Source organism: Pseudomonas sp. LBUM1651 (assembly GCF_059716135.1).
Map to the genome: position 1 here is coordinate 731,771 of NZ_CP166805.1, position 26,731 is coordinate 758,501.

The window sequence follows — 26,731 nt, forward strand, 5'->3', positions numbered from 1 at the left end:
AGGCTCGCTCCCACATGGGTTTTGCGGTGAGGCTTAAGGTTTTACCAATCTGGCATCCAGGCTGTTTTGCGCCAGGCGCTTGGCCTGATCCTGGGTCATGCCCAGATCGGTATACAGCGCATGGAAGTTCTCGGTCACATACCCGCCGAAGTACGCCGGATCATCCGAGTTCACGGTGACTTTCACGCCGCGCTCAAGCATGTCGAGAATGTTGTGCTGTGACATGTGATCGAACACGCACAGCTTGGTGTTGGACAACGGGCACACCGTCAACGGGATCTGCTCGTCAATGATCCGCTGCATCAGACGCTCGTCTTCGATGGCGCGCACGCCATGGTCGATACGCTGGATTTTCAGCAGGTCGATGGCTTCCCAGATGTATTCCGGCGGGCCTTCTTCACCGGCGTGGGCGACGGTCAGGAAGCCTTCGTGACGGGCACGATCAAACACCCGCTGGAACTTGCTTGGCGGGTGACCCATTTCCGAACTGTCCAGGCCGACGGCCACAAACGCGTCGCGGAATGGCAGCGCCTGGTCGAGGGTCTTCTGTGCTTCGTCTTCGCTCAAGTGACGCAGGAAGCTCAGGATCAAACCGCTGGTGATGCCCAGTTGCTGCTCGCCGTCCTTCAGCGCGGCGGCGATGCCGTTGAGCACCACTTCGAACGGGATGCCACGGTCGGTGTGGGTCTGCGGGTCGAAGAACGGTTCGGTGTGGATCACGTTCTGCGCCTTGCAGCGCAACAGGTAGGCCCAGGTCAGGTCGTAGAAATCCTGGGAGGTGCGCAGCACATCGGCGCCCCGGTAATACAGGTCGAGAAACTCTTGCAGGTTGTTGAAGGCGTACGCCTTGCGCAGGTTTTCGACATCGCTCCACGGCAGGGCGATCCTGTTGCGTTCGGCCAGGGCGAACAGCAGTTCGGGCTCCAGCGAACCCTCGAGGTGCAGGTGCAGTTCTGCCTTGGGCAGGGCGTTCAGCCAATCGTACATTGTTGAAATCTCATCAGGTGCAATGACGGCATTCTACAGATGCTTGCTGCAACAATTGGTAAAACCTGACCAAGAGGTTCATCAATCGGCTGCCATCCATTGGTGGGCTAAGGTGTAACGAAACGTTAGCGCCGCTCCGCAGTCAGTAGCTCATCACGCTGATTCCGCTCCATTCGGCAAAAAGGCCCGCAATGCTCACATTCCTCAAGCAAGAAAAGTTTCTGCTGCTGGCCCTGATCGCCGCCTTCATCGCTTACCCGATGGAAGACTGGATGCTGCACAGCGGCCAGCCTATAGCCCTGACCGCCGGCCTCGTGCTGATCGCCTTCATCGTCGCCGCGTCCATGCGCGTCGCCCATCACGCGGAACTGCTGGCGGAAAAAGTCGGCGACCCCTACGGCACGATGATCCTGACCCTGGCGGCGGTGCTGGTGGAAGTGGTGATCCTGGCGATCATGATGAGCAACGAAGCCTCACCGACGCTGGTGCGCGACACGATTTACTCGGCCGTCATGCTCGACATCAACGGTATCCTCGGCCTCGCGGCATTGATAGGCGGGATCAAGCACGGCGAACAGTCCTACAACGATGACTCGGCGCGCAGCTACAGCGTGATGATCCTCACCGCCATGGGCGTTTCCATGGTGGTGCCGGAGTTCATTCCCGAGGCGAACTGGAAGATGTATTCCGCGTTCACTATTGGTGCGATGGTCGTGCTCTACACCTTGTTCCTGCGCATGCAGGTCGGGCCGCACAGTTATTTTTTCAGCTACAGCTACCCGGAAAAACGCCGCAAGAAAGTACCGGAAGAAGCACCAGAGCCGGTCAATCTAGTGTTGAGTATCGGGACGTTGGTGTTTGGTGTGGTGGTGATCGGCGCATTGGCCGAGGTGATGTCCAAGACCCTCGACCTGGGCCTGGAAGGGACGGGAGCACCGCCGGTAATCACGGCGATTCTGGTGGCGGGGATTTCCGCGGCGCCAGAGATTCTGACGGCGTTGCGCGCGGCGCTGGCCAACCGCATGCAGTCGGTGGTCAACATCGCCATGGGCGCCTCGTTGTCGACGGTGATTCTGACGGTGCCGGTGATGGAAGCGATGGCGCTCTACACCGGTCAGCCGTTTCAGATGGCGATGACGCCGGTGCAGACGGTGATGATCTTCCTCACCCTGATCGTCAGCGCGATCAACCTCAACGATGGTGAAACCAATGCCATCGAAGGCATGACCCACTTTGTGTTGTTTGCGACGTTTATCATGTTGTCGCTGTTAGGGCTTTAAAAGCTTCGCGGGCAAGTCTCGCTCCTACAGGTTTCGCATGGACCTTGTAGGAGCGAGCGGTGCGACGATTCGACTTGCCCGCGAAGGCGTCCGATCAGACGCCCGCAATCAACTGCCGGGCCGCCTGGCTGTGATCCGCAATCAACCCCTTCAAATCCAGCCCCTCAACCTGCCCGTCAATCACTCGCCACTTGCCACCCACCATCACCCGATCCGCCCGGTCCGCGCCGCACAACAGCAACGCAGATACCGGATCATGACTGCCGGAAAACCGCAGCTCATCCAGCTTGAACAACGCCAGATCGGCCTGCTTGCCCACCGCCAGCTCACCAATATCGGTACGTCCCAGCAAACTCGCCGAGCCCTTGGTCGCCCAACCCAGCACCAATTCCGGGGTGATTTTCTCGGCACCATAACGCAGCCGCTGAATGTAAAGCGCCTGACGGGTTTCGAGCATCATGTTCGACGCATCGTTGGACGCCGAACCGTCCACACCCAGCCCCAGCAATGCGCCGGCAGCGGTCAGGTCCAATGTTGGGCAAATGCCGGAGGCCAGACGCATGTTCGAGCTCGGGCAATGGCAAATGCCCGTGCCGGCCGCGCCGAGGCGGGCGATTTCGTCCGGGTTGAAGTGGATGCCATGCGCCAGCCAGGTGCGCGGGCCGAGCCAGCCGACGCTGTCCAGGTAATCCACGGTACGCAGACCGAAGCGCTGCAGGCAGAAGTCTTCTTCGTCGAGGGTTTCGGCCAGGTGGGTGTGCAGGCGCACATCGAGTTTGTTCGCCAGTTCGGCACTGGCAGACATGATTTCCGGGGTCACCGAGAACGGAGAGCACGGCGCCAGGGCGATCTGGATTTGCGCGCCATCGCCGCGTTCGTGGTATTCGGCGATCAGGCGCTGACTGTCGTCGAGAATCACTTCGCCTTCCTGCACGGTCTGCTGAGGTGGCAGGCCACCGTCCTTTTCGCCGAGGCTCATGGAACCGCGCGTGAGCATGGCGCGCATGCCCAGTTCGCGGACGCTCTCGACTTGCACGTCGATCGCATTTTCCAGGCCTTGCGGGAACAGGTAATGGTGATCGGCCGCCGTGGTGCAGCCAGATAACAGCAACTCAGCCAACGCGACTTTCGTGGCGAGGGCGAGTTTCTCCGGGGTGAGTCGTGCCCAGACCGGGTACAGGGTTTTCAGCCACGGGAACAACGGCTGATTGACCACCGGCGCCCAGGCGCGGGTCAGGGTTTGGTAGAAGTGGTGATGGGTGTTGATCAGCCCCGGCAGGATCACATGCTCGCGGGCATCGAACACTTGGCCACAAGGCGAAGAAGGTTGCTGGCCGGCGGCAAGCACTTCGACGATCAGACCGTCTTGCACAACCAGACCGCCACGGGCATCGAGGCCATTGGCAGTGAAGATCGCGAGGGGATTTTTTAACCAGGTACGGGTCGCAGGCATGTTGGCCGGCTCCTCTGAAAGTGGGTTCAGGTTAGCCAGCTCAGTGATTACCCTGTCTGCTGATCCAGGGTCGCCGCGGGGGGACGAGGTGCGGAGTTTCAAACAAAACCACGTTGTGGGCAAGCCCGTCCCGACAGGACGACCCCATCTCAACCCAAACCTAACCTCCAAGGAGCCGAGCTTGCTCGCGATGGGGCCGTAACATTCAACATTGATGTTGAATGTCAGTCCGCTATCGCGAGCAAGCTCGGCTCCTACAAAGGCAGGGCAGTGGTGTTACCAGGGAATGGTCTCACCCTTGTAATTCACAAAGTGATGCCCGCCCTTGCCGACGTAAGCATCCACCTGATCGACCAACCCACGCGTACTGGTTTCCACGTCGATATCAGCGCCTTCGCCGCCCATGTCGGTCTTCACCCAACCCGGATGCAGCGACAGGACGGTCAGTTTCTGCTCGCCCAATTGCGTCACGAAACTGTTGGTCATGGAGTTCAGTGCGGCCTTGCTCGCCTTGTACAACGCCAGCTCCGGCGCGTCCGGCATGGTCACGCTGCCGAGCACCGAACTCATGAACGCCAGCACGCCGCTTTCCGGGCGGATTTGCCCGACAAAACGTTGTGCCAGGTTGATCGGCGCCACCGCGTTGGTGAAAAACAACTGGCCCACTTCAGCCAGCGTCGCGCCGCCCGGTGTCTGTACCTCCGGACCCTTGACCCCGGCATTCACGAACAACAGATCAAACACTTCGCCCTTGAGTTGCTGACTCAACGCGATGACCGCCTCCTGATCATCCATGTCGAGTTTTTCGATCCGCACCTTGCCCAATGCCTGCAAGGCGTCGGCATTCTGCGGGTTGCGCACGGTGGCGGTGACTTGCCAGCCATCGGCCAGCAGGGTTTTCACCAGACCGAGGCCCAGGCCCCGGGAGGCGCCGATGATGAGTGCGGTTTTTGCCTTGGACATGAGTGGCTTCCTTGATAAATGAGGATCACGGAGTTAAGGGGCAACGTTGCCCGAGCCGTTGTTGCAACTCGTGTCGCAGCGCGCCAAGTTCATCCATTCGGGTTTCGATCAGTTTGAGTTTGTCTTGCAGCAGTTGCGTGACGGCGCTGTCCGGGTCGGGCGACTGCCACAACGTGGCGACGCTGTTGCCGATTTCGCCCAAGGTAAAGCCCAGCCGTTGAGCGGTCTTGATGTACAGCACCAGTTGCACCACGTCCGGCGGATAATCGCGATAACCGTTGGCGCTGCGTTGCGCGGCGATCAATCCGCGTTGCTCGTAGAAGCGCAGCGTGTCACGGCTGACGGCGCTGGCCTGGGCTAATTCACCGATGCGCATCCTGACGTCTCGAGAGGGGCTTGACCCTGGAGCATACTCCAGGCTTTAGCCTTGTTGCTCCCTGAATTTATGGAGCAAGGCCGATGTGGACTTCAACGCAATATCGCCGGTTGGTGCGTGGCAGCGCCTGGTATGACTTGGTCGTGACGGCGGCGTTTGTCACACCGTGGACATTTGCGGCGTTGCACGGTGTTTTGACGAGTGTGAGCCGGGCGTTCGACTTACCCGGGGAATTGCCGGCGTTCGAGCCAATGCACATGCTGATGGCGAACCTGTTGGGATCGATTGTATGCATTTGGGCCGTGCTGCGGATTCGTGATCCGCAGCAGGTGTTTGGTCGGTATGACGCCGTGGGCCGATTTCTGTTTTCGGCTTGGCAGCTCTATGCCTTGTTGCATGGCGCCAGTTCGCTGTTGGTGATTTTTTTGTTCTTTGAATTGGCTTGGGGCGTGGTTCAGGTGTTGCCTGTGGATAAAACAAGTAGCTGGCCATTGAGACAGGAAATTTGAAAACCCGTGGCGACCAAGGCGTTCAGGACGCCGCCTCGCCACCTTTCGATTCCAATCAGGCACCACTTGAGGGCGAAGCCTTTGATCAGGCTCCGCTTTTGCTCATCAAGGTTTGGTCAAAAAACGAGCAACCCATTGCAAGCCATGCCGGACATGGGGCCGCGACAGCCATGAACGGGTTATCCACAGATTGCTCCACAGTATTTGTGCGCAAGCGCAAAGCTCGGGCATAAGCACTGAGCGGCTATCTTCTAAAGGTGATAAACCACGCTAACTGGTTGTTTTTACGTGGATTTAGTCTTCGTGGTGGCCAATTGGGCGAAAAGTGAGCAATGCCCGCAAAGCCGCATGACAGAAGGGTTACAGCGGTATGTGCTCAGGTTATCCACAGCCGGGTGCACAGTAGATGTGGGCAACTGCAACAGTTCGACGAAAGGGCTGTGTACGTTGTTGGTGCGCTCAGCGCTGCAACAGAATGCGCCCGCGACTCAGATCCGCCAGTTGCGTTTGCAGGGTGCCGATCTGCGCTTCGCCCATCGCCAATTGCAGCTCTACACCGTTGGCGGTAAACGTCTCTTCCACCACCAGACCACCAAGCTCCGCCACTCGGAGTTTCACCAGCGTCAGTTCAGCAAACCCGCAGGCGCAACTCACCGGCACTCGGCTGATCAGCTCTATTTTCGGCGCTGCTTGCAGGCACTTGTTGGCGCCGCCGCCATACGCCCGGGCGAGCCCACCGGTGCCAAGTTGAATGCCGCCATACCAGCGGATCACCAGCACGGCGACCTGATCGCAATCCTGCGCATCGATCGCCGCCAGTATCGGCCGGCCAGCCGTACCGCCCGGCTCGCCATCATCGGTGCTGCGGTATTGAGCGCCGAGCTTCCACGCCCAGCAGTTGTGCGTGGCATTCAAATCACTGTGCTGTTCGATAAACGCCTGGGCTTCAGCAGGGCTGCTGATCGGCGCGGCGAAGGTGATGAAACGGCTTTTGCGAATCTCTTCGCGGTATTCGCAAAAGCCGCTGAGGGTAAAAGGCATAAGAGTCTTAATTAGCTGGAGTCAGGCCGCAGCCCTTGAGAATAATGCGGATCAGGTTGTTGCTGGCGTCTTCCATATCTTGCTTGGTCAACTTGGTACGGCCGCTGACCCGGCAAATTTGTGTGGCGAAATCGGCGTAATGCTGGGTGCTGCCCCACAACAGGAAGATCAGGTTGACCGGGTCGACCGGGTCCATTTTGCCGGCGTCGATCCACGCCTGGAACACCGCCGCCCGGCCCTGGAACCATTCGCGGTAGTCCTGGTTGAAATACTCGGTCAGGCATTCGCCGCCGCTGATCACTTCCATCGCGAAGATCCGCGAGGCTTGCGGTTGGCGGCGGGAGAATTCCATCTTGGCGCGGATGTACCGCGTCAGCGCTTCGGCCGGATCATCCTCGGCGGTCAGGGTGTTGAAGGTGCTGTCCCACAACTGAAGGATGTTGCTCAGCACCGCCACGTACAACCCCAGTTTGTTGGTGAAGTAGTAATGCAGGTTCGCTTTGGGCAACCCGGCATTGAGGGCGATGGTGTTCATGCTGGTGCCTTTGAACCCGTGTCGGGCGAACTCGTCTTCGGCGGCTTTGATGATGGTCTCTTCGTTCTTCTGACGAATGCGGCTGGCAGGCTTTCCGCCGTGAGCGGGGACTTCAAAGGTCATAGGCACTTCCGGACAGGTGGGTGGGTGCAACCAGTGCGTTGATAGCGCACCCATAGTTTCCAGACAAGCTCTGAAGCAATAAAACCCCGAAAACCACAATCCCTGTAGGAGCCGAGCTTGCTCGCGATGACGGTTTAACATTCAACATTGATGGTGACTGACCCGGCGCGATCGTCGGAACGCCGCCCGGAGCAAGCTCGGCTCCTACAGGTTTCTACCGCTTTCAGCGCGTTGCTGCCAGGCTCTCAAGGAAGCTTTCGAGCACCAAATGCGGGCGACGTCCCTTGCGTGTAACCGATGCGAGGCTCAGGTCATAGAAGCGCGCTTTAGGTTTCAGTGCGCGCAACCGACCTTGTTGAACCCAGAGGCTGGCGTAGTGATCGGGCAGGTAGCCGATATAGCGTCCAGTGAGAATCAGGAATGCCATGCCTTCGCGGTCCGAGGCACTGGCGGTGCAGTTGAGGGCCTGGTAATGCGCCTGAATGTCGGCCGGCAAACGGAAGGTCGGGGCGATGGCGTCCTGACTGTTCAGACGCTCGTCGTCCAGTTGTTTGTCGTCGACATAAAACAATGGATGCCCGACCGCGCAGTACAGCAACGAGCGCTCGCTATAGAGCGGCTGGTATTCCAGGCCTGACAGCGCGCTTGCCTGCGGAACTACACCGACATGCAAACGACCGTCGAGCACACCTTGTTCGACTTCGTTGGGCGCGATCATGCGAATTTGAATCTGCACGTCCGGCCCACGCTCCTTCAATTGCGCCAAGGCATGGGTGATGCGCATGTGGGGCAGGGTGACGAGGTTGTCGGTCAGGCCGATGGTCAATTCGCCGCGCAGATGTTGGTGCAGACCGTTGACTTCGGTGCGAAAGCTTTCCAGTGCACTCAATAGTTGTAATGCCGACTGGTAGACCTCGCGACCTTCCTCCGTCAGGGAAAACCCGGCGCGACCGCGTTGGCACAGGCGCAAACCGAGGCGCTGTTCCAGGTCGCTCATCTGCTGGCTGATCGCCGAGCGACCGATGCCGAGCACCGATTCGGCTGCGGAGAAACCGCCGCATTCCACCACGCTGCGAAAAATACGTAGCAGGCGGATATCAAAGTCGCTGACTTGTGCCAGCGGATCGGGGCGACGGCTGCTCATGCTTTAATTGCTCAAAGTTTAGTAACGGCCTGACTGAACGTTACAAAAGTTGGATTTCATCGACTTTATCCCCGTGGCAATTTAGCTGCAAGAACGCTTTTCATCTCCACGCCGCTTATTGCCCTGCGAGGTTTTGCCCATGAACTTGCCCGAAAACGCCCAGTCTCCTCTGGCCAGCCAGCTCAAGCTCGATGCTCACTGGATGCCCTACACCGCCAACCGGAATTTCCAGCGCGATCCGCGACTGATCGTGGCGGCTGAAGGCAGTTGGCTGACGGACGACAAGGGCCGCAAGGTCTACGATTCGCTGTCCGGTCTGTGGACCTGTGGCGCCGGGCACACTCGCAAGGAAATCCAGGAAGCGGTCGCCAAGCAGTTGGGCACCCTCGATTACTCGCCGGGCTTTCAGTACGGTCACCCGTTGTCGTTCCAACTGGCCGAGAAAATCACCGACCTGACGCCGGGCAATCTGAATCACGTGTTCTTCACAGACTCGGGTTCCGAGTGCGCGGATACTGCGGTGAAGATGGTCCGCGCTTACTGGCGTCTGAAAGGCCAGGCAACCAAGACCAAAATGATCGGTCGTGCCCGTGGCTACCACGGTGTGAACATCGCCGGCACCAGCCTCGGTGGCGTGAACGGCAACCGCAAAATGTTCGGTCAGGCGATGATGGACGTCGATCACCTGCCGCACACCTTGCTGGCGAGCAATGCCTATTCCCGTGGCATGCCGAAAGAGGGTGGTATCGCCCTGGCGGATGAGCTGCTCAAGTTGATCGAACTGCATGACGCTTCGAACATCGCCGCCGTATTCGTCGAGCCAATGGCCGGTTCCGCTGGTGTGCTGGTTCCGCCTGAGGGTTACCTCAAGCGTCTGCGCGAGATCTGCGATCAGCACAACATCCTGCTGGTGTTCGACGAAGTGATCACCGGTTTCGGCCGTACCGGTTCGATGTTCGGCGCTGACAGCTTTGGCGTGACCCCGGACCTGATGTGCATCGCCAAGCAAGTCACCAACGGCGCGATCCCGATGGGCGCAGTAATTGCCAGCTCCGAGATCTACCAGACCTTCATGAACCAGGCGACGCCTGAGTACGCCGTGGAGTTCCCGCACGGCTACACCTACTCCGCGCACCCGGTGGCTTGCGCCGCGGGCCTGGCAGCCCTCGACCTGCTGCAAAAGGAAAACCTGGTGCAGAGCGTCGCTGAAGTCGCGCCGCATTTCGAAAATGCGCTGCATGGTCTGAAAGGTTCGAAAAACATCATCGACATTCGTAACTACGGTCTGGCCGGCGCGATCCAGATTGCCCCGCGTGACGGTGACGCCATTGTGCGGCCGTTCGAAGCGGGCATGGCGCTTTGGAAAGCCGGGTTCTACGTGCGCTTCGGCGGCGACACCCTGCAGTTCGGCCCAACCTTCAACAGCAAGCCGCAAGACCTTGATCGTCTGTTCGACGCGGTCGGCGAAGTGCTGAACAAAATCGACTGATTTTCCCTTCTATATAGAGGCGCCCTTTGCAGGGCGCCTGTGGACAACTTTTCAGGAGCCCCGCATGAGCCTTATCCCGCATTTGATCAACGGCGAACTGGTGACCGAAGACGGTCGTACCGCCGACGTGTTCAACCCGTCCACCGGCCAGGCGATCCACAAGCTGCCATTGGCCAGCCGCGAAACCATCCAGAAAGCCATCGACTCGGCCAAGGCTGCGTTCCCGGCCTGGCGCAATACTCCGCCGGCCAAACGTGCGCAGGTGATGTTCCGCTTCAAGCAACTGCTGGAACAGAACGAAGCACGTATCGCCCAACTGATCAGCGAAGAACACGGCAAGACTCTGGAAGATGCGGCGGGTGAGCTGAAACGCGGTATCGAGAACGTCGAGTTCGCTTGCGCAGCGCCGGAAATCCTCAAGGGTGAATACAGCCGTAACGTCGGCCCGAATATTGATGCCTGGTCGGACTTCCAGCCGTTGGGTGTCGTTGCCGGTATTACTCCGTTCAACTTCCCGGCGATGGTGCCGCTGTGGATGTATCCGCTGGCGATCGTCTGCGGCAACTGCTTCATCCTCAAACCGTCCGAGCGTGATCCAAGCTCGACGCTGCTGATTGCTCAGCTGTTGCTCGAAGCCGGACTGCCTAAAGGTGTGCTGAGCGTAGTGCATGGCGACAAGGCAGCGGTGGATGCGCTGATCGAAGCGCCGGAAGTCAAAGCGTTGAGTTTCGTTGGCTCGACGCCGATTGCCGAATACATCTACGCCGAAGGCACCAAGCGCGGCAAACGCGTTCAGGCACTGGGCGGTGCGAAGAACCACGCGGTGCTGATGCCGGATGCCGATCTGGATAACGCCGTCAGCGCACTGATGGGCGCGGCTTACGGTTCTTGCGGTGAGCGTTGCATGGCGATCTCGGTGGCCGTGTGTGTTGGCGACCAGGTGGCGGATGCGCTGGTGGCCAAGTTGGTGCCGCAGATCAAAGCGCTGAAAATCGGTGCGGGTACCTCTTGTGGGTTGGACATGGGGCCGCTGGTTTCCGGTCAGGCTCGCGACAAAGTCAGTGGTTATATAGAAGACGGCGTTTCTTCCGGTGCTTCCTTGGTGGTTGATGGTCGTGGCCTGAGCGTGGCCGGTCATGAGGAAGGGTTCTTCCTGGGTGGCTGTCTGTTCGATAACGTCACGCCGGAAATGCGCATCTATAAAGAAGAGATCTTTGGGCCTGTGCTGTGCGTCGTTCGGGTCAACAGTCTGGAAGAGGCGATGCAACTGATCAACGATCACGAGTATGGCAACGGCACCTGCATCTTTACCCGTGATGGGGAAGCGGCGCGGTTGTTCTGCGATGAGATCGAAGTCGGCATGGTCGGCGTCAACGTGCCGTTGCCGGTGCCGGTGGCTTATCACAGCTTTGGCGGCTGGAAGCGTTCGCTGTTCGGCGATCTGCATGCGTATGGCCCGGATGGCGTGCGCTTCTACACCCGTCGCAAGGCCATTACCCAGCGCTGGCCGCAGCGTGCGAGCCATGAAGCGTCGCAATTTGCGTTCCCTAGCTTGTAAGTAGAAGGGAAGAAGGCCGAGCCCCTTGGGGCTCGGCCTTCGTGTTTATGGGCTTTTTTGACCCATATGACAGAAATGTGAAATTAAGGGTTGACGGCAGATTCTGGAAGTCTATAATTCGCCCCACTTCCGGCGCAGTCGAAACGGAAAACTCCTTGGTAAACAAAGAGTTACGCAGTTTTCGGCAGCGAGCTGCTTCAGTTCATCGAAGCCCCGAAGGAGTTGAAAGAGCGGTGTTGTTTGGCTCTTTTGACGGTTCGATCTTCTCGGTCGAAAGCGGAGAAAAAGAGGTGTTGACAGCAGCGACTAACGCTGTAGAATTCGCCTCCCGCTGACGAGAGATCGGAAGCGCAAGTGGTTGAAGTTGCAAAGGAAACTTTGAAAACTTCTGAAAATAACCGCTTGACAGATACAGAGGACGCTGTAGAATGCGCGCCTCGGTTGAGACGAAAGTCCTTGACCAACCGCTCTTTAACAACTGAATCAAGCAATTCGTGTGGGTGCTTGTGGAGTCAGACTGATAGTCAACAAGATTATCAGCATCACAAGTTACTCCGCGAGAAATCAAAGATGTAACCAACGATTGCTGAGCCAAGTTTAGGGTTTCTTAAAAACCCAAAGATGTTTGAACTGAAGAGTTTGATCATGGCTCAGATTGAACGCTGGCGGCAGGCCTAACACATGCAAGTCGAGCGGTAGAGAGAAGCTTGCTTCTCTTGAGAGCGGCGGACGGGTGAGTAATGCCTAGGAATCTGCCTGGTAGTGGGGGATAACGCTCGGAAACGGACGCTAATACCGCATACGTCCTACGGGAGAAAGCAGGGGACCTTCGGGCCTTGCGCTATCAGATGAGCCTAGGTCGGATTAGCTAGTTGGTGAGGTAATGGCTCACCAAGGCGACGATCCGTAACTGGTCTGAGAGGATGATCAGTCACACTGGAACTGAGACACGGTCCAGACTCCTACGGGAGGCAGCAGTGGGGAATATTGGACAATGGGCGAAAGCCTGATCCAGCCATGCCGCGTGTGTGAAGAAGGTCTTCGGATTGTAAAGCACTTTAAGTTGGGAGGAAGGGCAGTAAATTAATACTTTGCTGTTTTGACGTTACCGACAGAATAAGCACCGGCTAACTCTGTGCCAGCAGCCGCGGTAATACAGAGGGTGCAAGCGTTAATCGGAATTACTGGGCGTAAAGCGCGCGTAGGTGGTTTGTTAAGTTGGATGTGAAATCCCCGGGCTCAACCTGGGAACTGCATTCAAAACTGACAAGCTAGAGTATGGTAGAGGGTGGTGGAATTTCCTGTGTAGCGGTGAAATGCGTAGATATAGGAAGGAACACCAGTGGCGAAGGCGACCACCTGGACTGATACTGACACTGAGGTGCGAAAGCGTGGGGAGCAAACAGGATTAGATACCCTGGTAGTCCACGCCGTAAACGATGTCAACTAGCCGTTGGGAGCCTTGAGCTCTTAGTGGCGCAGCTAACGCATTAAGTTGACCGCCTGGGGAGTACGGCCGCAAGGTTAAAACTCAAATGAATTGACGGGGGCCCGCACAAGCGGTGGAGCATGTGGTTTAATTCGAAGCAACGCGAAGAACCTTACCAGGCCTTGACATCCAATGAACTTTCCAGAGATGGATTGGTGCCTTCGGGAACATTGAGACAGGTGCTGCATGGCTGTCGTCAGCTCGTGTCGTGAGATGTTGGGTTAAGTCCCGTAACGAGCGCAACCCTTGTCCTTAGTTACCAGCACGTTATGGTGGGCACTCTAAGGAGACTGCCGGTGACAAACCGGAGGAAGGTGGGGATGACGTCAAGTCATCATGGCCCTTACGGCCTGGGCTACACACGTGCTACAATGGTCGGTACAGAGGGTTGCCAAGCCGCGAGGTGGAGCTAATCCCATAAAACCGATCGTAGTCCGGATCGCAGTCTGCAACTCGACTGCGTGAAGTCGGAATCGCTAGTAATCGCGAATCAGAATGTCGCGGTGAATACGTTCCCGGGCCTTGTACACACCGCCCGTCACACCATGGGAGTGGGTTGCACCAGAAGTAGCTAGTCTAACCTTCGGGAGGACGGTTACCACGGTGTGATTCATGACTGGGGTGAAGTCGTAACAAGGTAGCCGTAGGGGAACCTGCGGCTGGATCACCTCCTTAATCGACGACATCAGCTGCTCCATAAGTTCCCACACGAATTGCTTGATTCATTGAAGAAGACGATAAGAAGCAGCCCGAAATTGGGTCTGTAGCTCAGTTGGTTAGAGCGCACCCCTGATAAGGGTGAGGTCGGCAGTTCGAATCTGCCCAGACCCACCAATTTTTGTGTGGGATCCTGTAGCAATACGGGGCCATAGCTCAGCTGGGAGAGCGCCTGCCTTGCACGCAGGAGGTCAACGGTTCGATCCCGTTTGGCTCCACCACTACTGCTTCTGATTGTATAAAGCTTAGAAATGAGCATTCCATCGTGATGGTGGTGAATGTTGATTTCTAGTCTTTGGCTAGATCGTTCTTTAAAAATTTGGGTATGTGATAGAAAGATAGACTGGACGTTACTTTCACTGGTAGCGGATCAGGCTAAGGTAAAATTTGTGAGTTTAATCGCGAATTTTCGGCGAATGTCGTCTTCACAGTATAACCAGATTGCTTGGGGTTATATGGTCAAGTGAAGAAGCGCATACGGTGGATGCCTTGGCAGTCAGAGGCGATGAAAGACGTGGTAGCCTGCGAAAAGCTTCGGGGAGTCGGCAAACAGACTGTGATCCGGAGATGTCTGAATGGGGGAACCCACCTAACATAAGTTAGGTATCTTAAGCTGAATACATAGGCTTAAGAAGCGAACCAGGGGAACTGAAACATCTAAGTACCCTGAGGAAAAGAAATCAACCGAGATTCCCTTAGTAGTGGCGAGCGAACGGGGACTAGCCCTTAAGTGGCTTTGAGATTAGCGGAACGCTCTGGAAAGTGCGGCCATAGTGGGTGATAGCCCTGTACGCGAAAATCTCTTGGTCATGAAATCGAGTAGGACGGAGCACGAGAAACTTTGTCTGAATATGGGGGGACCATCCTCCAAGGCTAAATACTACTGACTGACCGATAGTGAACTAGTACCGTGAGGGAAAGGCGAAAAGAACCCCGGAGAGGGGAGTGAAATAGATCCTGAAACCGTATGCGTACAAGCAGTGGGAGCCCACTTTGTTGGGTGACTGCGTACCTTTTGTATAATGGGTCAGCGACTTATTTTCAGTGGCGAGCTTAACCGAATAGGGGAGGCGTAGCGAAAGCGAGTCTTAATAGGGCGTCTAGTCGCTGGGAATAGACCCGAAACCGGGCGATCTATCCATGGGCAGGTTGAAGGTTGGGTAACACTAACTGGAGGACCGAACCGACTACCGTTGAAAAGTTAGCGGATGACCTGTGGATCGGAGTGAAAGGCTAATCAAGCTCGGAGATAGCTGGTTCTCCTCGAAAGCTATTTAGGTAGCGCCTCATGTATCACTGTAGGGGGTAGAGCACTGTTTCGGCTAGGGGGTCATCCCGACTTACCAAACCGATGCAAACTCCGAATACCTACAAGTGCCGAGCATGGGAGACACACGGCGGGTGCTAACGTCCGTCGTGAAAAGGGAAACAACCCAGACCGTCAGCTAAGGTCCCAAAGTTATGGTTAAGTGGGAAACGATGTGGGAAGGCTTAGACAGCTAGGAGGTTGGCTTAGAAGCAGCCACCCTTTAAAGAAAGCGTAATAGCTCACTAGTCGAGTCGGCCTGCGCGGAAGATGTAACGGGGCTCAAACCATACACCGAAGCTACGGGTATCACTTAGGTGATGCGGTAGAGGAGCGTTCTGTAAGCCTGTGAAGGTGAGTTGAGAAGCTTGCTGGAGGTATCAGAAGTGCGAATGCTGACATGAGTAACGACAATGGGTGTGAAAAACACCCACGCCGAAAGACCAAGGTTTCCTGCGCAACGTTAATCGACGCAGGGTTAGTCGGTCCCTAAGGCGAGGCTGAAAAGCGTAGTCGATGGAAAACAGGTTAATATTCCTGTACTTCTGGTTATTGCGATGGAGGGACGGAGAAGGCTAGGCCAGCTTGGCGTTGGTTGTCCAAGTTTAAGGTGGTAGGCTGAGATCTTAGGTAAATCCGGGATCTTAAGGCCGAGAGCTGATGACGAGTGTTCTTTTAGAACACGAAGTGGTTGATGCCATGCTTCCAAGAAAAGCTTCTAAGCTTCAGGTAACCAGGAACCGTACCCCAAACCGACACAGGTGGTTGGGTAGAGAATACCAAGGCGCTTGAGAGAACTCGGGTGAAGGAACTAGGCAAAATGGCACCGTAACTTCGGGAGAAGGTGCGCCGGTGAGGGTGAAGGACTTGCTCCGTAAGCCCATGCCGGTCGAAGATACCAGGCCGCTGCGACTGTTTATTAAAAACACAGCACTCTGCAAACACGAAAGTGGACGTATAGGGTGTGACGCCTGCCCGGTGCCGGAAGGTTAATTGATGGGGTTAGCTAACGCGAAGCTCTTGATCGAAGCCCCGGTAAACGGCGGCCGTAACTATAACGGTCCTAAGGTAGCGAAATTCCTTGTCGGGTAAGTTCCGACCTGCACGAATGGCGTAACGATGGCGGCGCTGTCTCCACCCGAGACTCAGTGAAATTGAAATCGCTGTGAAGATGCAGTGTATCCGCGGCTAGACGGAAAGACCCCGTGAACCTTTACTATAGCTTTGCACTGGACTTTGAATTTGCTTGTGTAGGATAGGTGGGAGGCTTTGAAGCGTGGACGCCAGTTCGCGTGGAGCCAACCTTGAAATACCACCCTGGCAACTTTGAGGTTCTAACTCAGGTCCGTTATCCGGATCGAGGACAGTGTATGGTGGGTAGTTTGACTGGGGCGGTCTCCTCCTAAAGAGTAACGGAGGAGTACGAAGGTGCGCTCAGACCGGTCGGAAATCGGTCGTAGAGTATAAAGGCAAAAGCGCGCTTGACTGCGAGACAGACACGTCGAGCAGGTACGAAAGTAGGTCTTAGTGATCCGGTGGTTCTGTATGGAAGGGCCATCGCTCAACGGATAAAAGGTACTCCGGGGATAACAGGCTGATACCGCCCAAGAGTTCATATCGACGGCGGTGTTTGGCACCTCGATGTCGGCTCATCACATCCTGGGGCTGAAGCCGGTCCCAAGGGTATGGCTGTTCGCCATTTAAAGTGGTACGCGAGCTGGGTTTAGAACGTCGTGAGACAGTTCGGTCCCTATCTGCCGTGGACGTTTGAGATTTGAGAGGGGCTGCTCCTAGTACGAGAGGACCGGAGTGGACGAACCTCTGGTGTTCCGGTTGTCACGCCAGTGGCATTGCCGGGTAGCTATGTTCGGAATAGATAACCGCTGAAAGCATCTAAGCGGGAAACTAGCCTCAAGATGAGATCTCACTGGGACCTTGAGTCCCCTGAAGGGCCGTCGAAGACTACGACGTTGATAGGTTGGGTGTGTAAGCGCTGTGAGGCGTTGAGCTAACCAATACTAATTGCCCGTGAGGCTTGACCATATAACACCCAAGCAATTTGACTACTCGAAAGAGCATCAGATTGCGGTGTGTGAAGACGAGACGAACCGAAAGTTCGAGAGCAACGCACAAACTATCGCATACCCATTCGCTGGAGCGTGAACCGAAAGGTAAACGACCTGGCTCCCGAATTTCTTGACGACCATAGAGCATTGGAACCACCTGATCCCATCCCGAACTCAGCAGTGAAACGATGCATCGCCGATGGTAGTGTGGGGTTTCCCCATGTGAGAGTAGGTCATCGTCAAGATTAAATTCCGAAACCCCTATCTGCGTATGCAGGTAGGGGTTTTGTTTTGCCTGCAGGAAAGTTCGAACAGCAACACCGGACGGCTTCCGGCTGTCACAGTCTCCCGACAATGCTAAGGTTCGGCCCTAGCTTTTGTATTTTTCCAAGGAAGCCTTTATGCCGGACGCGACGTCCCTCAGTGCTGGTTTTATGGTGGTTCACGGCAACCGCCTGGACGAGTTGCGCAGCCTGGTGGTCAGCTGGATGCGGCGCTACCCATTGGCACCCTTGGAAAATGAAATCGCTTTGGTACAGAGCAATGGCATCGCCCAGTGGTTGAAACTGGCACTGGCTGAGGATCCGAAAGAGGACGACATGGGTGGCTGCGGTATCGCCGCAGCGATCGATGTGCAGTTACCGGGCAGCTTTATGTGGCAGCTCTATCGCATGGTCCTTGGACGAGATGAAATCCCGGTCAAATCCCTGCTCGATAAAGCCCCGCTGACCTGGCGCCTCATGCGACTGCTTCCGCAGTTGATCAATGAGCCACACTTCGAGCCTCTGCAACGTTTTCTTACCGATGACACCGATTTGCGCAAACGCTATCAATTGGCCGAGCGACTGGCTGACCTGTTCGACCAATACCAGGTGTACCGAGCCGACTGGCTCGAAGACTGGGCAGAAGGTCGTCATCAATTACGCAACGGTCGGGGTGAAGCGAAAGCCCTGACCCCGGCCAACTGCTGGCAGGCAGAATTGTGGCGTGCACTGTTGCTGGATGTCGGTGAACAAGGCATGGCGCAAAGCCGTGCCGGCGTCCATCAACGATTTATCGAGCGTATCAACAGCCTGGACATTGCGCCTGATGGACTTCCTTCACGAGTGATCGTTTTCGGTATTTCTTCACTTCCCGCCCAGGCGCTGGAAGCGCTTGCCGGGCTGGCCCGTTTCAGCCAGGTTTTGCTGTGCGTTCATAACCCGTGTCGCCACCACTGGGCGGACATCGTCGCCGATAAAGACCTGTTACGGCATCAATACAAACGTCAGGCTCGCAAGAGCGGCATGCCGGTTGTCCTGGATCCGCAAACCTTGCATCAGCATGCCCATCCCCTGTTGGCTGCGTGGGGCAAGCAGGGGCGGGACTACATCAATCTGCTTGATAGCTACGACGATCCCAACAGCTATCGCTCGGCATTTCGTGACGGGCGAATCGACCTGTTCAGTGATAACCAGCCACTGAACATGCTCAATCAATTGCAGGACGACATTCTTGAATTACGTCCTCTGAATGAAACGCGTGAACGCTGGCCGGCAGTCGATCCAAAAGTGGATCAATCAATCCGTTTTCACATTGCCCACAGCGCCCAGCGCGAGGTGGAGATCCTTCACGATCAGTTGCTCGCCCGTTTCAGTGCAGATCCTGAGTTAAGGCCTCGCGACGTCATTGTGATGGTCCCGGATATCGACAGCTACGCCCCGCATATTCGTGCAGTATTTGGGCAGCTTGAACGCAATGACCCGCGCTTCATTCCCTTCACGCTCGCAGACCAGGGGCAACGTGGCCGTGATCCGCTGCTGATCGCTGTCGAACATCTGCTTAAACTGCCGGACAGTCGATTCCCCGTCAGCGAAATCCTCGACCTGCTGGATGTTCCGGCCCTGCGCGCTCGCTTTGGTGTGGAGGAGCGAGACTTGCCCACCCTGCATCGCTGGATCGAAGGCGCAGGCATCCGTTGGGGCATGAACGCCGGGCAACGAGCGGGTTTGGGCCTGCCTCAGGAACTGGAACAGAACAGTTGGCGTTTCGGACTGCGGCGGATGCTGCTCGGCTATGCCGTGGGAAGCGGCAGTGCCTGCGAAGGCATCGAGCCCTACGACGAGATCGGTGGTCTGGATGCCGCACTCATCGGTCCTCTGGTTGCTTTGTTGGACGCGCTGGAGATTGCCCACCAGGAACTCTCGCAACCGGCGCCGCCCAAACAATGGGGTATGCGGTTGCAGGCGCTGGTGCAGTTGTTTTTCCAGGCCAGTAATGAACATGACGACTACCTGCTGGCCCAGCTCGAAGAGCTGCGCGAAACCTGGCTTGAGACCTGTGAGTCCGTCGGTTTGCACGACGAATTACCGTTGACTGTCGTTCGTGAAGCCTGGCTCGCCGGCCTTGATCAAGGTCGCTTGTCCCAGCGCTTTCTCGCCGGCGCAGTCAATTTCTGCACGTTGATGCCGATGCGCGCGATCCCGTTCAAACTGGTCTGTCTGCTCGGCATGAATGACGGCGATTATCCGCGCGCGCAACCACCTTTGGACTTCGACCTCATGGGCAGCGATTACCGACCGGGTGACCGTTCGCGCCGGGAAGATGATCGTTATCTGCTGTTGGAGGCGCTGCTGTCGGCATGTGACCAGCTCTATATCAGTTGGGTCGGCCGTAGCATTCGCGATAACAGCGAGCGTCCCGCATCCGTATTGATCGGCCAGTTGCGCGACCATCTGGCCAGTGGCTGGCGATTGCACAATGCAGATGAAGATCTGCTTGAGGCCATGACTCAGGAACATCCGTTGCAACCGTTCAGCGCCCGTTACTTCCATGAAGGCGATGACCTGTTCAGCTTCGCCAACGAATGGCAGGTGCTTCATCAATCAGTTGAGCCAGCAATCGATAACAACATCCTGGCCCCTTACGTTCAGGAAGAGCCGCTGAGCCTCGGTCAGTTGCAGGATTTCCTGCGCAATCCTGTGCGACATTTCTTCAGCCAGCGATTGAAGGTGTTCTTCGAAGCCGCTGAAGTGCCGCTGGCCGATGAAGAGCCCTTTGTACTTGATGCGCTGCAACGCTATAGCCTCAGCGACAGTTTGCTTGGCGCCGCGCTGGCACAGCTTGAACGTGCGGATGAGGTGTTGGACGCGCATGCCAAACGCCTGCAAAACAGCGGGCTACTGCCCATGGCCGGTTTCGGCGAATGCCTGCAACGAGAGTTGATCGAACCGTTGCCGGATCTGCTGCAACGCTATCAACAGCTTCTGGCGTTATGGCCCACACCACTCACCAGCGCTATGCCGGTCAATCTTGAACTTCAAAGTCTACGCCTTGAAGGTTGGCTCAGCGGTCTGCATAAACGCGCAGACGGTGGATTGCTGTCGGTTACTACGATCCCCAACAGCATCGGTTCGATCAAATCCCGCAAGTGGCATCGTCTGACACGACCATGGGTCAATCATCTAGTTGCCTGCGCCAGTGGCATGGAGATGACCACTGCACTCGTGGCCAGTGACGACAGTCTGTTACTTGGTCCGATTGAAAAAAATACCGCATCCCTAATCCTGGGCGACCTGTTGATGGCCTGGCAAACGGGCATGCGCCAGCCTCTGCCCATTGCGGTGAAAACAGCGTTTGCCTGGCTCGCTCAGTCAGATCAGGCCAAAGCCGATGCCGCTGCGCGCAAAGCCTATGAAGGCGACGGCATGACTACTGATGGCGAGCGCCGGGAGAGTCCCGCCCTTGCCCGGCAGTTCGCTGACTACGACGCACTGATCGCCGACGAGACCTTCCCTGATTGGTGCAACGCTTTGTACAAGCCGATGCTTGAAGCGCCGTGGCGCTCATTGAGCAGCGAGGAGGCGCGCTCATGACCGCGAAAACACCGCTGGCCCTGGCATTCCCGCTGCGCGGCAGTCAACTGATCGAAGCCAGTGCCGGGACCGGGAAAACCTTCACTATTTCCGCGCTGTATCTGCGTCTGGTCCTCGGCCACGGTGGTGAATCGAGTGGCTTCGGGCGTGAATTGTTGCCGCCGCAGATCCTCGTTGTGACCTTCACTGACGCCGCGACCAAGGAGCTGCGCGAACGCATTCGAACGCGCCTGGCAGAAGCCGCGCGGTTTTTCCGCGATGAAACACCGCCGCCGGATGCGCTGATCGCGGAGTTGCGTGATCAGTACCTTCCAGAGCAATGGCCCGGATGCGCGAATCGTCTGGACATCGCTGCCCAGTGGATGGATGAAGCGGCTGTCTCGACCATCCACAGCTGGTGTCAGCGGATGTTGCGCGAGCATGCGTTCGACAGTGGCAGCCTGTTTACCCAGACCCTGGAAACCGATCACAGCGATTTACTGGGCGAAGTCCTGCGCGATTACTGGCGATTGTTCTGCTACCCGATGCAAGGTGATGCGCTGAACTGGGTGCGCGGTAATTGGGGCGGTCCGGCAGCCCTGTTGCCACGAGTCCGCGGGCTGTTCGCCAGTGAGCGCGACAGTGTCGAAGGCAAAGAGCCTGCCGAGCTGATCATCGAATGTCTGCAGGAGCGACGGGCAGCCTTGATCGAACTCAAAATGCCCTGGCGTCAGTGGGCAGACGAGTTGCTTGCGATCTGTCACGAGGGTGTTGCGAGCAAAAGCGTCGATGGGCGCAAGATGCAGGCGCGCTACTTCGAACCCTGGTTCGACAAGTTGAAGGCCTGGGCCGAAGATGAATTGCTTGAGCAGTTGGATATTGGCACCGGCTTCACCCGCCTGACCCCCGAGGGTATGGCTGAAGCGTGGAAAAAAGGCGAAGTCCCCAATCATCCGGGACTGGACGCCATGCCTGGCCTCAAGGTCAGTCTCGATGGGTTGCCGACTCCCGATGCCGCAGTGCTGCAACACGCCGCTCAGTGGGTGGGTGCACGGTTCGAGGCAGAAAAACGTCGTCGCGCGGAAATGGGTTTCGATGACATGTTGCTGCGCCTCGATGCCGCGCTGCAATCCGAGGGTGGCGAGCGCCTGGCGACCTTGATCCGCGAACAGTTTCCGGTGGCGTTGATCGACGAGTTCCAGGACACCGACCCGGTGCAGTACCGGATTTTTGAAAGCATCTATCGCATCGAAGACAACAACCCCGAATGCGGCCTGTTCCTGATCGGCGACCCAAAGCAGGCGATCTATGCCTTCCGTGGTGCCGATATCTATACCTACCTGCGCGCCCGCCAGGCCACCGCTGGCCGACTGCATACACTGGGGACCAACTTCCGCTCCAGCCATGGCATGGTCGGTGCGGTAAACCATGTATTTGAGCGCGCCGAGTTGCGCGAGGCCGGACGGGGCGCGTTCCTGTTTCGCGAAAAGAATGGCGAAAACCCCGTGCCGTTTCTGCCGGTCGCCTCCCAGGGACGCAAAGAAGTTTTGAGCATCGAGGGGCAGGTTGTACGCGCACTGAACATCTGGCACCTGTCCGCCGATCAACCCCTGTCCGGCGCGGTTTACCGACAGCAGTTGGCTGCCGCTTGCGCCAGTGAAATCACCGCGTTGCTTAACGGCGGTCAGCAAGGCAAGGCGGGTTTCATCGAGGACGGCAAGGACTTCAGAGGCCTGTTGCCGGCGGATATCGCGATCCTGGTGCGCGACGGTAAAGAAGCTCAGGCCATACGCGCCGAACTCTCCGCCCGTGGTGTGCGCAGCGTTTATCTGTCGGACAAGGACTCGGTGTTCGCCGCCCAGGAAGCCCATGATCTGCTGACCTGGCTCAAGGCCTGCGCCGAGCCGGATGTCGAGCGTCCGTTGCGGGCAGCGCTAGCGAGCATCACGTTGAACCTGTCGTTGCCAGAGCTTGAGCGGTTGAATCAGGACGAGCTGGCCTGGGAAGCGCGGGTCATGCAGTTCCGTGGTTATCGCGAGCTCTGGCGCAAGCAAGGCGTGCTGCCCATGCTGCGGCGCTTGCTGCATGACTTCCAGCTGCCTCAGGCTTTGATTGCGCGCAGCGACGGCGAGCGGGTGCTGACCAACTTGTTGCATCTGTCCGAGTTGCTGCAACAGGCGGCCGCTGAACTGGATGGTGAGCAAGCATTGATCCGGCATTTGTCCGAACATCTGGCGCTGTCCGGTCAGGCGGGTGAGGAACAGATCCTGCGTCTTGAGAGTGACGAGCAACTGGTCAAGGTCGTGACCATTCACAAGTCCAAGGGACTTGAGTATCCCTTGGTGTTTCTGCCGTTCGTGTGTTCGGCGAAACCGGTGGACGGCAGTCGTTTGCCGCTGCATTACCACGACGAAACCGGCAACGCTCAGGTGACCCTGAAGCCCACGCCCGAGTTGATCGCGCTGGCGGATGATGAACGGCTGGCGGAGGATCTGCGTTTGCTTTATGTGGCGCTGACCCGGGCTCAACACGCCTGCTGGCTCGGCGTCACTGACCTCAAGCGCGGTAATAACAACAGCTCGGTGTTGCACCTCTCTGCGTTGGGGTATCTGTTGGGCGGCGGTGCTCCATTAGCGGAGTCGCAAGGTTTGAAGCGTTGGCTGGAAGACCTGCAGCAGGATTGTCCCGCGCTGAATTACAGTGAGATGCCTGAAAAGACGGATGAGCATTACCATCCGCCGCAGAACGATGCGACATTGCTCGCTCCCCTGATTCCCAAGCGCAAAGCCAGCGAAAACTGGTGGATTGCCTCCTATAGCGCCCTTCGCATAGGCGACAGCCTGAGCGTGGGCAGTGATGAAGCACCGGAAAACCCGCAGGCGCAAAAGCTGTTCGACGACGAGCGCCTCGATCCCGAAGCTCCGCGCGAAGTGATCGCCGGCGGTGCCGATATCCATCGATTCCCTCGCGGTCCGAATCCCGGCACCTTTCTCCATGGTTTGCTTGAGTGGGCCGGTGACGAAGGTTTTGCCGCCACGCCGCAAACCGTGGAAGACGCGATTGCCCGTCGCTGCAACCGTCGTGGCTGGGAAGGCTGGATCACCACGCTGAGCGATTGGCTGCAGCACTTGCTCAAGTCCCCGCTGCACATCGGCGCTGGACAGGCGCCCGTGATCTTTGGGCAACTGAAACAATACCGCGTCGAGATGGAGTTCTGGTTCGCCAGTCATAAGGTCGATGTGCTCAAGCTCGATGAACTGGTCCGCCAACATACCCACAACGGCGTTGCCCGTGTCGCGGCCGAACCGGTGCTGCTCAATGGCATGTTCAAAGGCTTCATCGACCTGACGTTCGAGCACGACGGTCGCTATTACGTCGCCGATTACAAATCCAACTGGCTGGGCGTCGATGACATGGCCTACACCGAGCAGGCCATGGAACAGTCGATCCTGGACAACCGCTATGACCTGCAATACGTGCTGTACCTGTTGGCCCTGCATCGCCAGCTCAAGGCGCGGCTTGCCGATTACGATTACGACCGGCATGTCGGGGGGGCTTTATATCTGTTCCTGCGCGGTACGCGTGCACCCAGTCAGGGCGTGTATTTTGCCCGCCCTCCCAGAGAGCTGATCGAGCGTCTGGATCGGCTGTTCCAAGGGAAGCCGGAACCCAAGGCCGAACCGGCCTGGGAACAGGGAGTATTGCTATGAGCCGCACCTTCGCCGATTTGTTGCCCACCCCGCTGGCAGCCGAAAGCCTGGCAAGTCTGGCGCCGTTGAATCGCGCCGATGATTTGCTGTTGTTGCTCACGCGCTGGGTCGAGCGCGGCTGGTTGCGAGCGCTGGACAAAGCCTTCGTTGCCTTTTTGCACGAGCTTGCTCCCGACGATGATCCGCTGGTGCTGCTGGCGGCGGCATTGACCAGTCACCAACTGGGTCACGGTCACGTCTGCCTGGATCTGTTCGAGACGCTCAAGGCGCCGGATTTCGCCCTGTCGTTGCCACCGGAAGGAGACCTGCAAAGTGGCGCGATGTTGCTGCCTTCGCAATTGCTTGAGACGCTGGACGGCGCCCATTGGTGCAAGGTCCTGGCCTCCAGCCGTCTGGTTGCATTGGCGGTCGATAGCAGCGAAACGGCGCTGCAAAGGCCGTTGGTGTTATCGGGAAAGCGCCTGTACTTGCGCCGTTATTGGGCGTACGAGCGACGTATCGATAACGCGCTGCGCCTGCGTCTGGCGGAACACGAATCCACGCCGAATGACTTGCCTCAACGCCTCACCGGTCTGTTCGGTCAGGTCCGGCCCGGCGAGGTGATCGACTGGCAGAAACTCGCGTGTGCCTTGGCGACCCGCAGTGCATTCAGCATCGTCACCGGCGGTCCCGGGACCGGCAAGACCACTACGGTCGTGCGTTTGCTGGCGTTGTTGCAGGCACCGGCGGTGGAGGCTGGCAAACCGCTGCGCATCCGCCTCGCCGCCCCCACCGGCAAAGCCGCGGCACGGCTGACGGAGTCCATCAGCCAGCAAGTCCGGACGCTGGAAGTTGCCGAGGGCGTGCGAGAAAAAATTCCGTCAGACGTCACCACTGTGCACCGCCTGCTCGGCAGCCGTCCCGGAACCCGACACTTTCGGCACCACGCCGGTAATCGCTTGCCGCTGGATGTTCTGGTGGTCGACGAAGCCTCGATGATCGATCTGGAGATGATGGCCAATCTGCTCGACGCGATGCCGGCTCATGCCCGACTGGTGCTGCTCGGTGACAAGGATCAACTGGCATCGGTGGAAGCCGGCGCCGTGCTGGGCGATTTGTGCCGCGACGCCGAGGCCGGTTGGTACAGCCCGCAGACGCGCCGGTGGCTGGAAGCGGTCAGTGGTGAAAACCTCGAGACCAGTGGTTTGCAGGAAGACACCCACGGTACTCATCCGCTCGCCCAGCAGGTCGTGATGCTGCGGCACTCGCGCCGGTTCGGCGAGGGCAGCGGCATTGGCCAACTGGCTCGCTGGGTCAATCAGCAACAACCGGAAGAAGCTCGCAAGTTGTTGGCGGCTGGAAGCCACGATGATGTGTTTTCCCTGCCGCTCAAAGGAGAGCACGACAGGGCGCTGGAGCGCTTGTTGCTCGAAGGCCATGGCGACGGACCGCAAGGGTATCGGCATTACCTGAGCCTGCTGCGCAATCGGCGACCGTCGCTCGACGGCACCCTCGATGATCCGTGCTGGACCGATTGGGCTCGCGACGTGCTGCAGGCCTTTGATGCCTTCCAGTTACTGTGCGCCGTGCGCAAGGGGCCATGGGGCGTGGAAGGCCTGAATCAGCGAGTGACTGACGCGCTGCTCAAGGCCCGACTGATCGACAGCGACCAGCAGTGGTACGAAGGTCGGCCAGTACTGATGACCCGCAACGACTATGGCCTGGGCTTGATGAACGGTGACATCGGCATTGCTCTCAAGCTGCCGGAGCGCGAGGGGCCCGACGCGGGGCGCCAAGTGCTGCGCGTAGCCTTCCCGCGCAACGACGGCCAGGGCGGCGTGCGCTTTGTCCTGCCGAGCCGGCTGAATGATGTCGAAACGGTGTACGCCATGACCGTGCACAAGTCCCAGGGCTCGGAGTTCGCCCATACGGCGCTGATTTTGCCGGACGCCCTGAACCCGGTTCTGACCAAGGAGCTGATCTACACAGGCATCACCCGCGCCAAGCACTGGTTTACCTTGATCGAACCTCGTACCGGCGTGTTTGAAGAGGCGGTGCGACGCAAGGTCAAGCGCCTGAGCGGGCTGATGCTGGAATTGGAACAGGCCGTGTCGCCGGGGGATTGAAGAAGGCAGCGCCAGACGACGGAAACTGTCCGAAGTGCCGTCTTGCG

General features: G+C 57.8%; 14 protein-coding genes, 2 tRNA genes and 3 rRNA genes. 12 read left to right on the top strand and 7 right to left on the bottom strand.

The genetic code is table 11. The features are described 5' to 3' along the window. Window positions 1–33: 33 nt before the first annotated feature. Complete coding sequence (locus tag ACA066_RS03350; protein ID WP_497698120.1) at window positions 34–987, bottom strand: adenosine deaminase; 954 nt, start codon at window positions 985–987, stop codon at window positions 34–36. A 191-nt stretch (window positions 988–1,178) separates the two neighbouring features. Between ACA066_RS03350 and ACA066_RS03355 the strand changes: the two genes are divergently transcribed. Next, window positions 1,179–2,267, top strand: coding sequence for a calcium:cation antiporter (locus ACA066_RS03355; protein WP_497698121.1), 1,089 nt, complete (start codon window positions 1,179–1,181; stop codon window positions 2,265–2,267). Window positions 2,268–2,361: 94 nt separating this feature from the next. On the opposite strand, the gene ACA066_RS03360 is transcribed toward ACA066_RS03355, so the two are convergent. The 3 genes from ACA066_RS03360 to ACA066_RS03370 all read right to left on the bottom strand — a co-directional run bounded on the left by ACA066_RS03360 (window position 2,362) and on the right by ACA066_RS03370 (window position 5,059). After that, the gene (locus tag ACA066_RS03360) at window positions 2,362–3,720 is read right to left on the bottom strand and encodes an 8-oxoguanine deaminase (RefSeq protein ID WP_497698122.1); all 1,359 of its coding nucleotides are present in this window, start codon (window positions 3,718–3,720) and stop codon (window positions 2,362–2,364) included. Window positions 3,721–3,996: 276 nt separating this feature from the next. Then, window positions 3,997–4,683 carry an SDR family oxidoreductase gene (locus ACA066_RS03365; protein ID WP_497698123.1) on the bottom strand — a complete coding sequence of 229 codons (687 nt, stop codon included), beginning with the start codon at window positions 4,681–4,683 and terminating at the stop codon, window positions 3,997–3,999. Window positions 4,684–4,708: 25 nt separating this feature from the next. Next, the gene (locus ACA066_RS03370) at window positions 4,709–5,059 is read right to left on the bottom strand and encodes a MerR family transcriptional regulator (RefSeq protein ID WP_497698124.1); all 351 of its coding nucleotides are present in this window, start codon (window positions 5,057–5,059) and stop codon (window positions 4,709–4,711) included. An 83-nt stretch (window positions 5,060–5,142) separates the two neighbouring features. On the opposite strand from ACA066_RS03370, the gene ACA066_RS03375 reads away from it, so the two are divergent. Then, window positions 5,143–5,568, top strand: coding sequence for a hypothetical protein (locus ACA066_RS03375; RefSeq protein WP_497698125.1), 426 nt, complete (start codon window positions 5,143–5,145; stop codon window positions 5,566–5,568). Between the two features lie 459 nt (window positions 5,569–6,027). Here ACA066_RS03375 and ACA066_RS03380 read toward each other — a convergent pair whose 3' ends face one another. The 3 genes from ACA066_RS03380 to ACA066_RS03390 form a co-directional block, all read right to left on the bottom strand. Beyond that, on the bottom strand, window positions 6,028–6,609 hold the full coding sequence (locus tag ACA066_RS03380) for an IMPACT family protein (protein ID WP_497698126.1): 582 nt from the start codon (window positions 6,607–6,609) through the stop codon (window positions 6,028–6,030). 7 nt (window positions 6,610–6,616) lie between these two features. Next, entirely contained in the window at window positions 6,617–7,267 is a 651-nt protein-coding gene (locus ACA066_RS03385) for a TetR/AcrR family transcriptional regulator (RefSeq protein WP_497698127.1), read from the bottom strand. A gap of 223 nt (window positions 7,268–7,490) precedes the next feature. After that, window positions 7,491–8,411 carry a LysR family transcriptional regulator gene (locus tag ACA066_RS03390; RefSeq protein WP_497698128.1) on the bottom strand — a complete coding sequence of 307 codons (921 nt, stop codon included), beginning with the start codon at window positions 8,409–8,411 and terminating at the stop codon, window positions 7,491–7,493. Window positions 8,412–8,550: 139 nt separating this feature from the next. On the opposite strand from ACA066_RS03390, the gene aptA reads away from it, so the two are divergent. The 10 genes from aptA (at window position 8,551) to recD (ending at window position 26,684) form a co-directional block, all read left to right on the top strand. Next, on the top strand, window positions 8,551–9,900 hold the full coding sequence (gene aptA, locus ACA066_RS03395; RefSeq protein ID WP_497698129.1) for an omega-aminotransferase AptA: 1,350 nt from the start codon (window positions 8,551–8,553) through the stop codon (window positions 9,898–9,900). Between the two features lie 64 nt (window positions 9,901–9,964). Beyond that, window positions 9,965–11,458, top strand: a complete 1,494-nt coding sequence (locus tag ACA066_RS03400) for a CoA-acylating methylmalonate-semialdehyde dehydrogenase (RefSeq protein WP_109627832.1) — start codon at window positions 9,965–9,967, stop codon at window positions 11,456–11,458. Window positions 11,459–12,085: 627 nt separating this feature from the next. Beyond that, window positions 12,086–13,622: ribosomal RNA gene (locus ACA066_RS03405) — 16S ribosomal RNA — on the top strand. 82 nt (window positions 13,623–13,704) lie between these two features. Continuing rightward, a tRNA-Ile gene (locus ACA066_RS03410) sits at window positions 13,705–13,781 on the top strand. A gap of 28 nt (window positions 13,782–13,809) precedes the next feature. Beyond that, window positions 13,810–13,885 (top strand) — tRNA-Ala (locus ACA066_RS03415). A gap of 236 nt (window positions 13,886–14,121) precedes the next feature. Continuing rightward, window positions 14,122–17,013: ribosomal RNA gene (locus ACA066_RS03420) — 23S ribosomal RNA — on the top strand. A 152-nt stretch (window positions 17,014–17,165) separates the two neighbouring features. Beyond that, window positions 17,166–17,281: ribosomal RNA gene (gene rrf, locus ACA066_RS03425) — 5S ribosomal RNA — on the top strand. Together the 16S, 23S and 5S rRNA genes with 2 tRNA genes alongside form the textbook arrangement of a ribosomal RNA operon. A gap of 156 nt (window positions 17,282–17,437) precedes the next feature. Beyond that, entirely contained in the window at window positions 17,438–20,890 is a 3,453-nt protein-coding gene (gene recC, locus ACA066_RS03430; protein ID WP_497698130.1) for an exodeoxyribonuclease V subunit gamma, read from the top strand. Continuing rightward, window positions 20,887–24,579 carry an exodeoxyribonuclease V subunit beta gene (gene recB, locus ACA066_RS03435; RefSeq protein ID WP_497698131.1) on the top strand — a complete coding sequence of 1,231 codons (3,693 nt, stop codon included), beginning with the start codon at window positions 20,887–20,889 and terminating at the stop codon, window positions 24,577–24,579. The genes recC and recB overlap by 4 nt, the downstream gene beginning before the upstream one ends. After that, complete coding sequence (recD, locus tag ACA066_RS03440) at window positions 24,576–26,684, top strand: exodeoxyribonuclease V subunit alpha (RefSeq protein WP_497698132.1); 2,109 nt, start codon at window positions 24,576–24,578, stop codon at window positions 26,682–26,684. The genes recB and recD overlap by 4 nt, the downstream gene beginning before the upstream one ends. Window positions 26,685–26,731 lie beyond the last annotated feature (47 nt).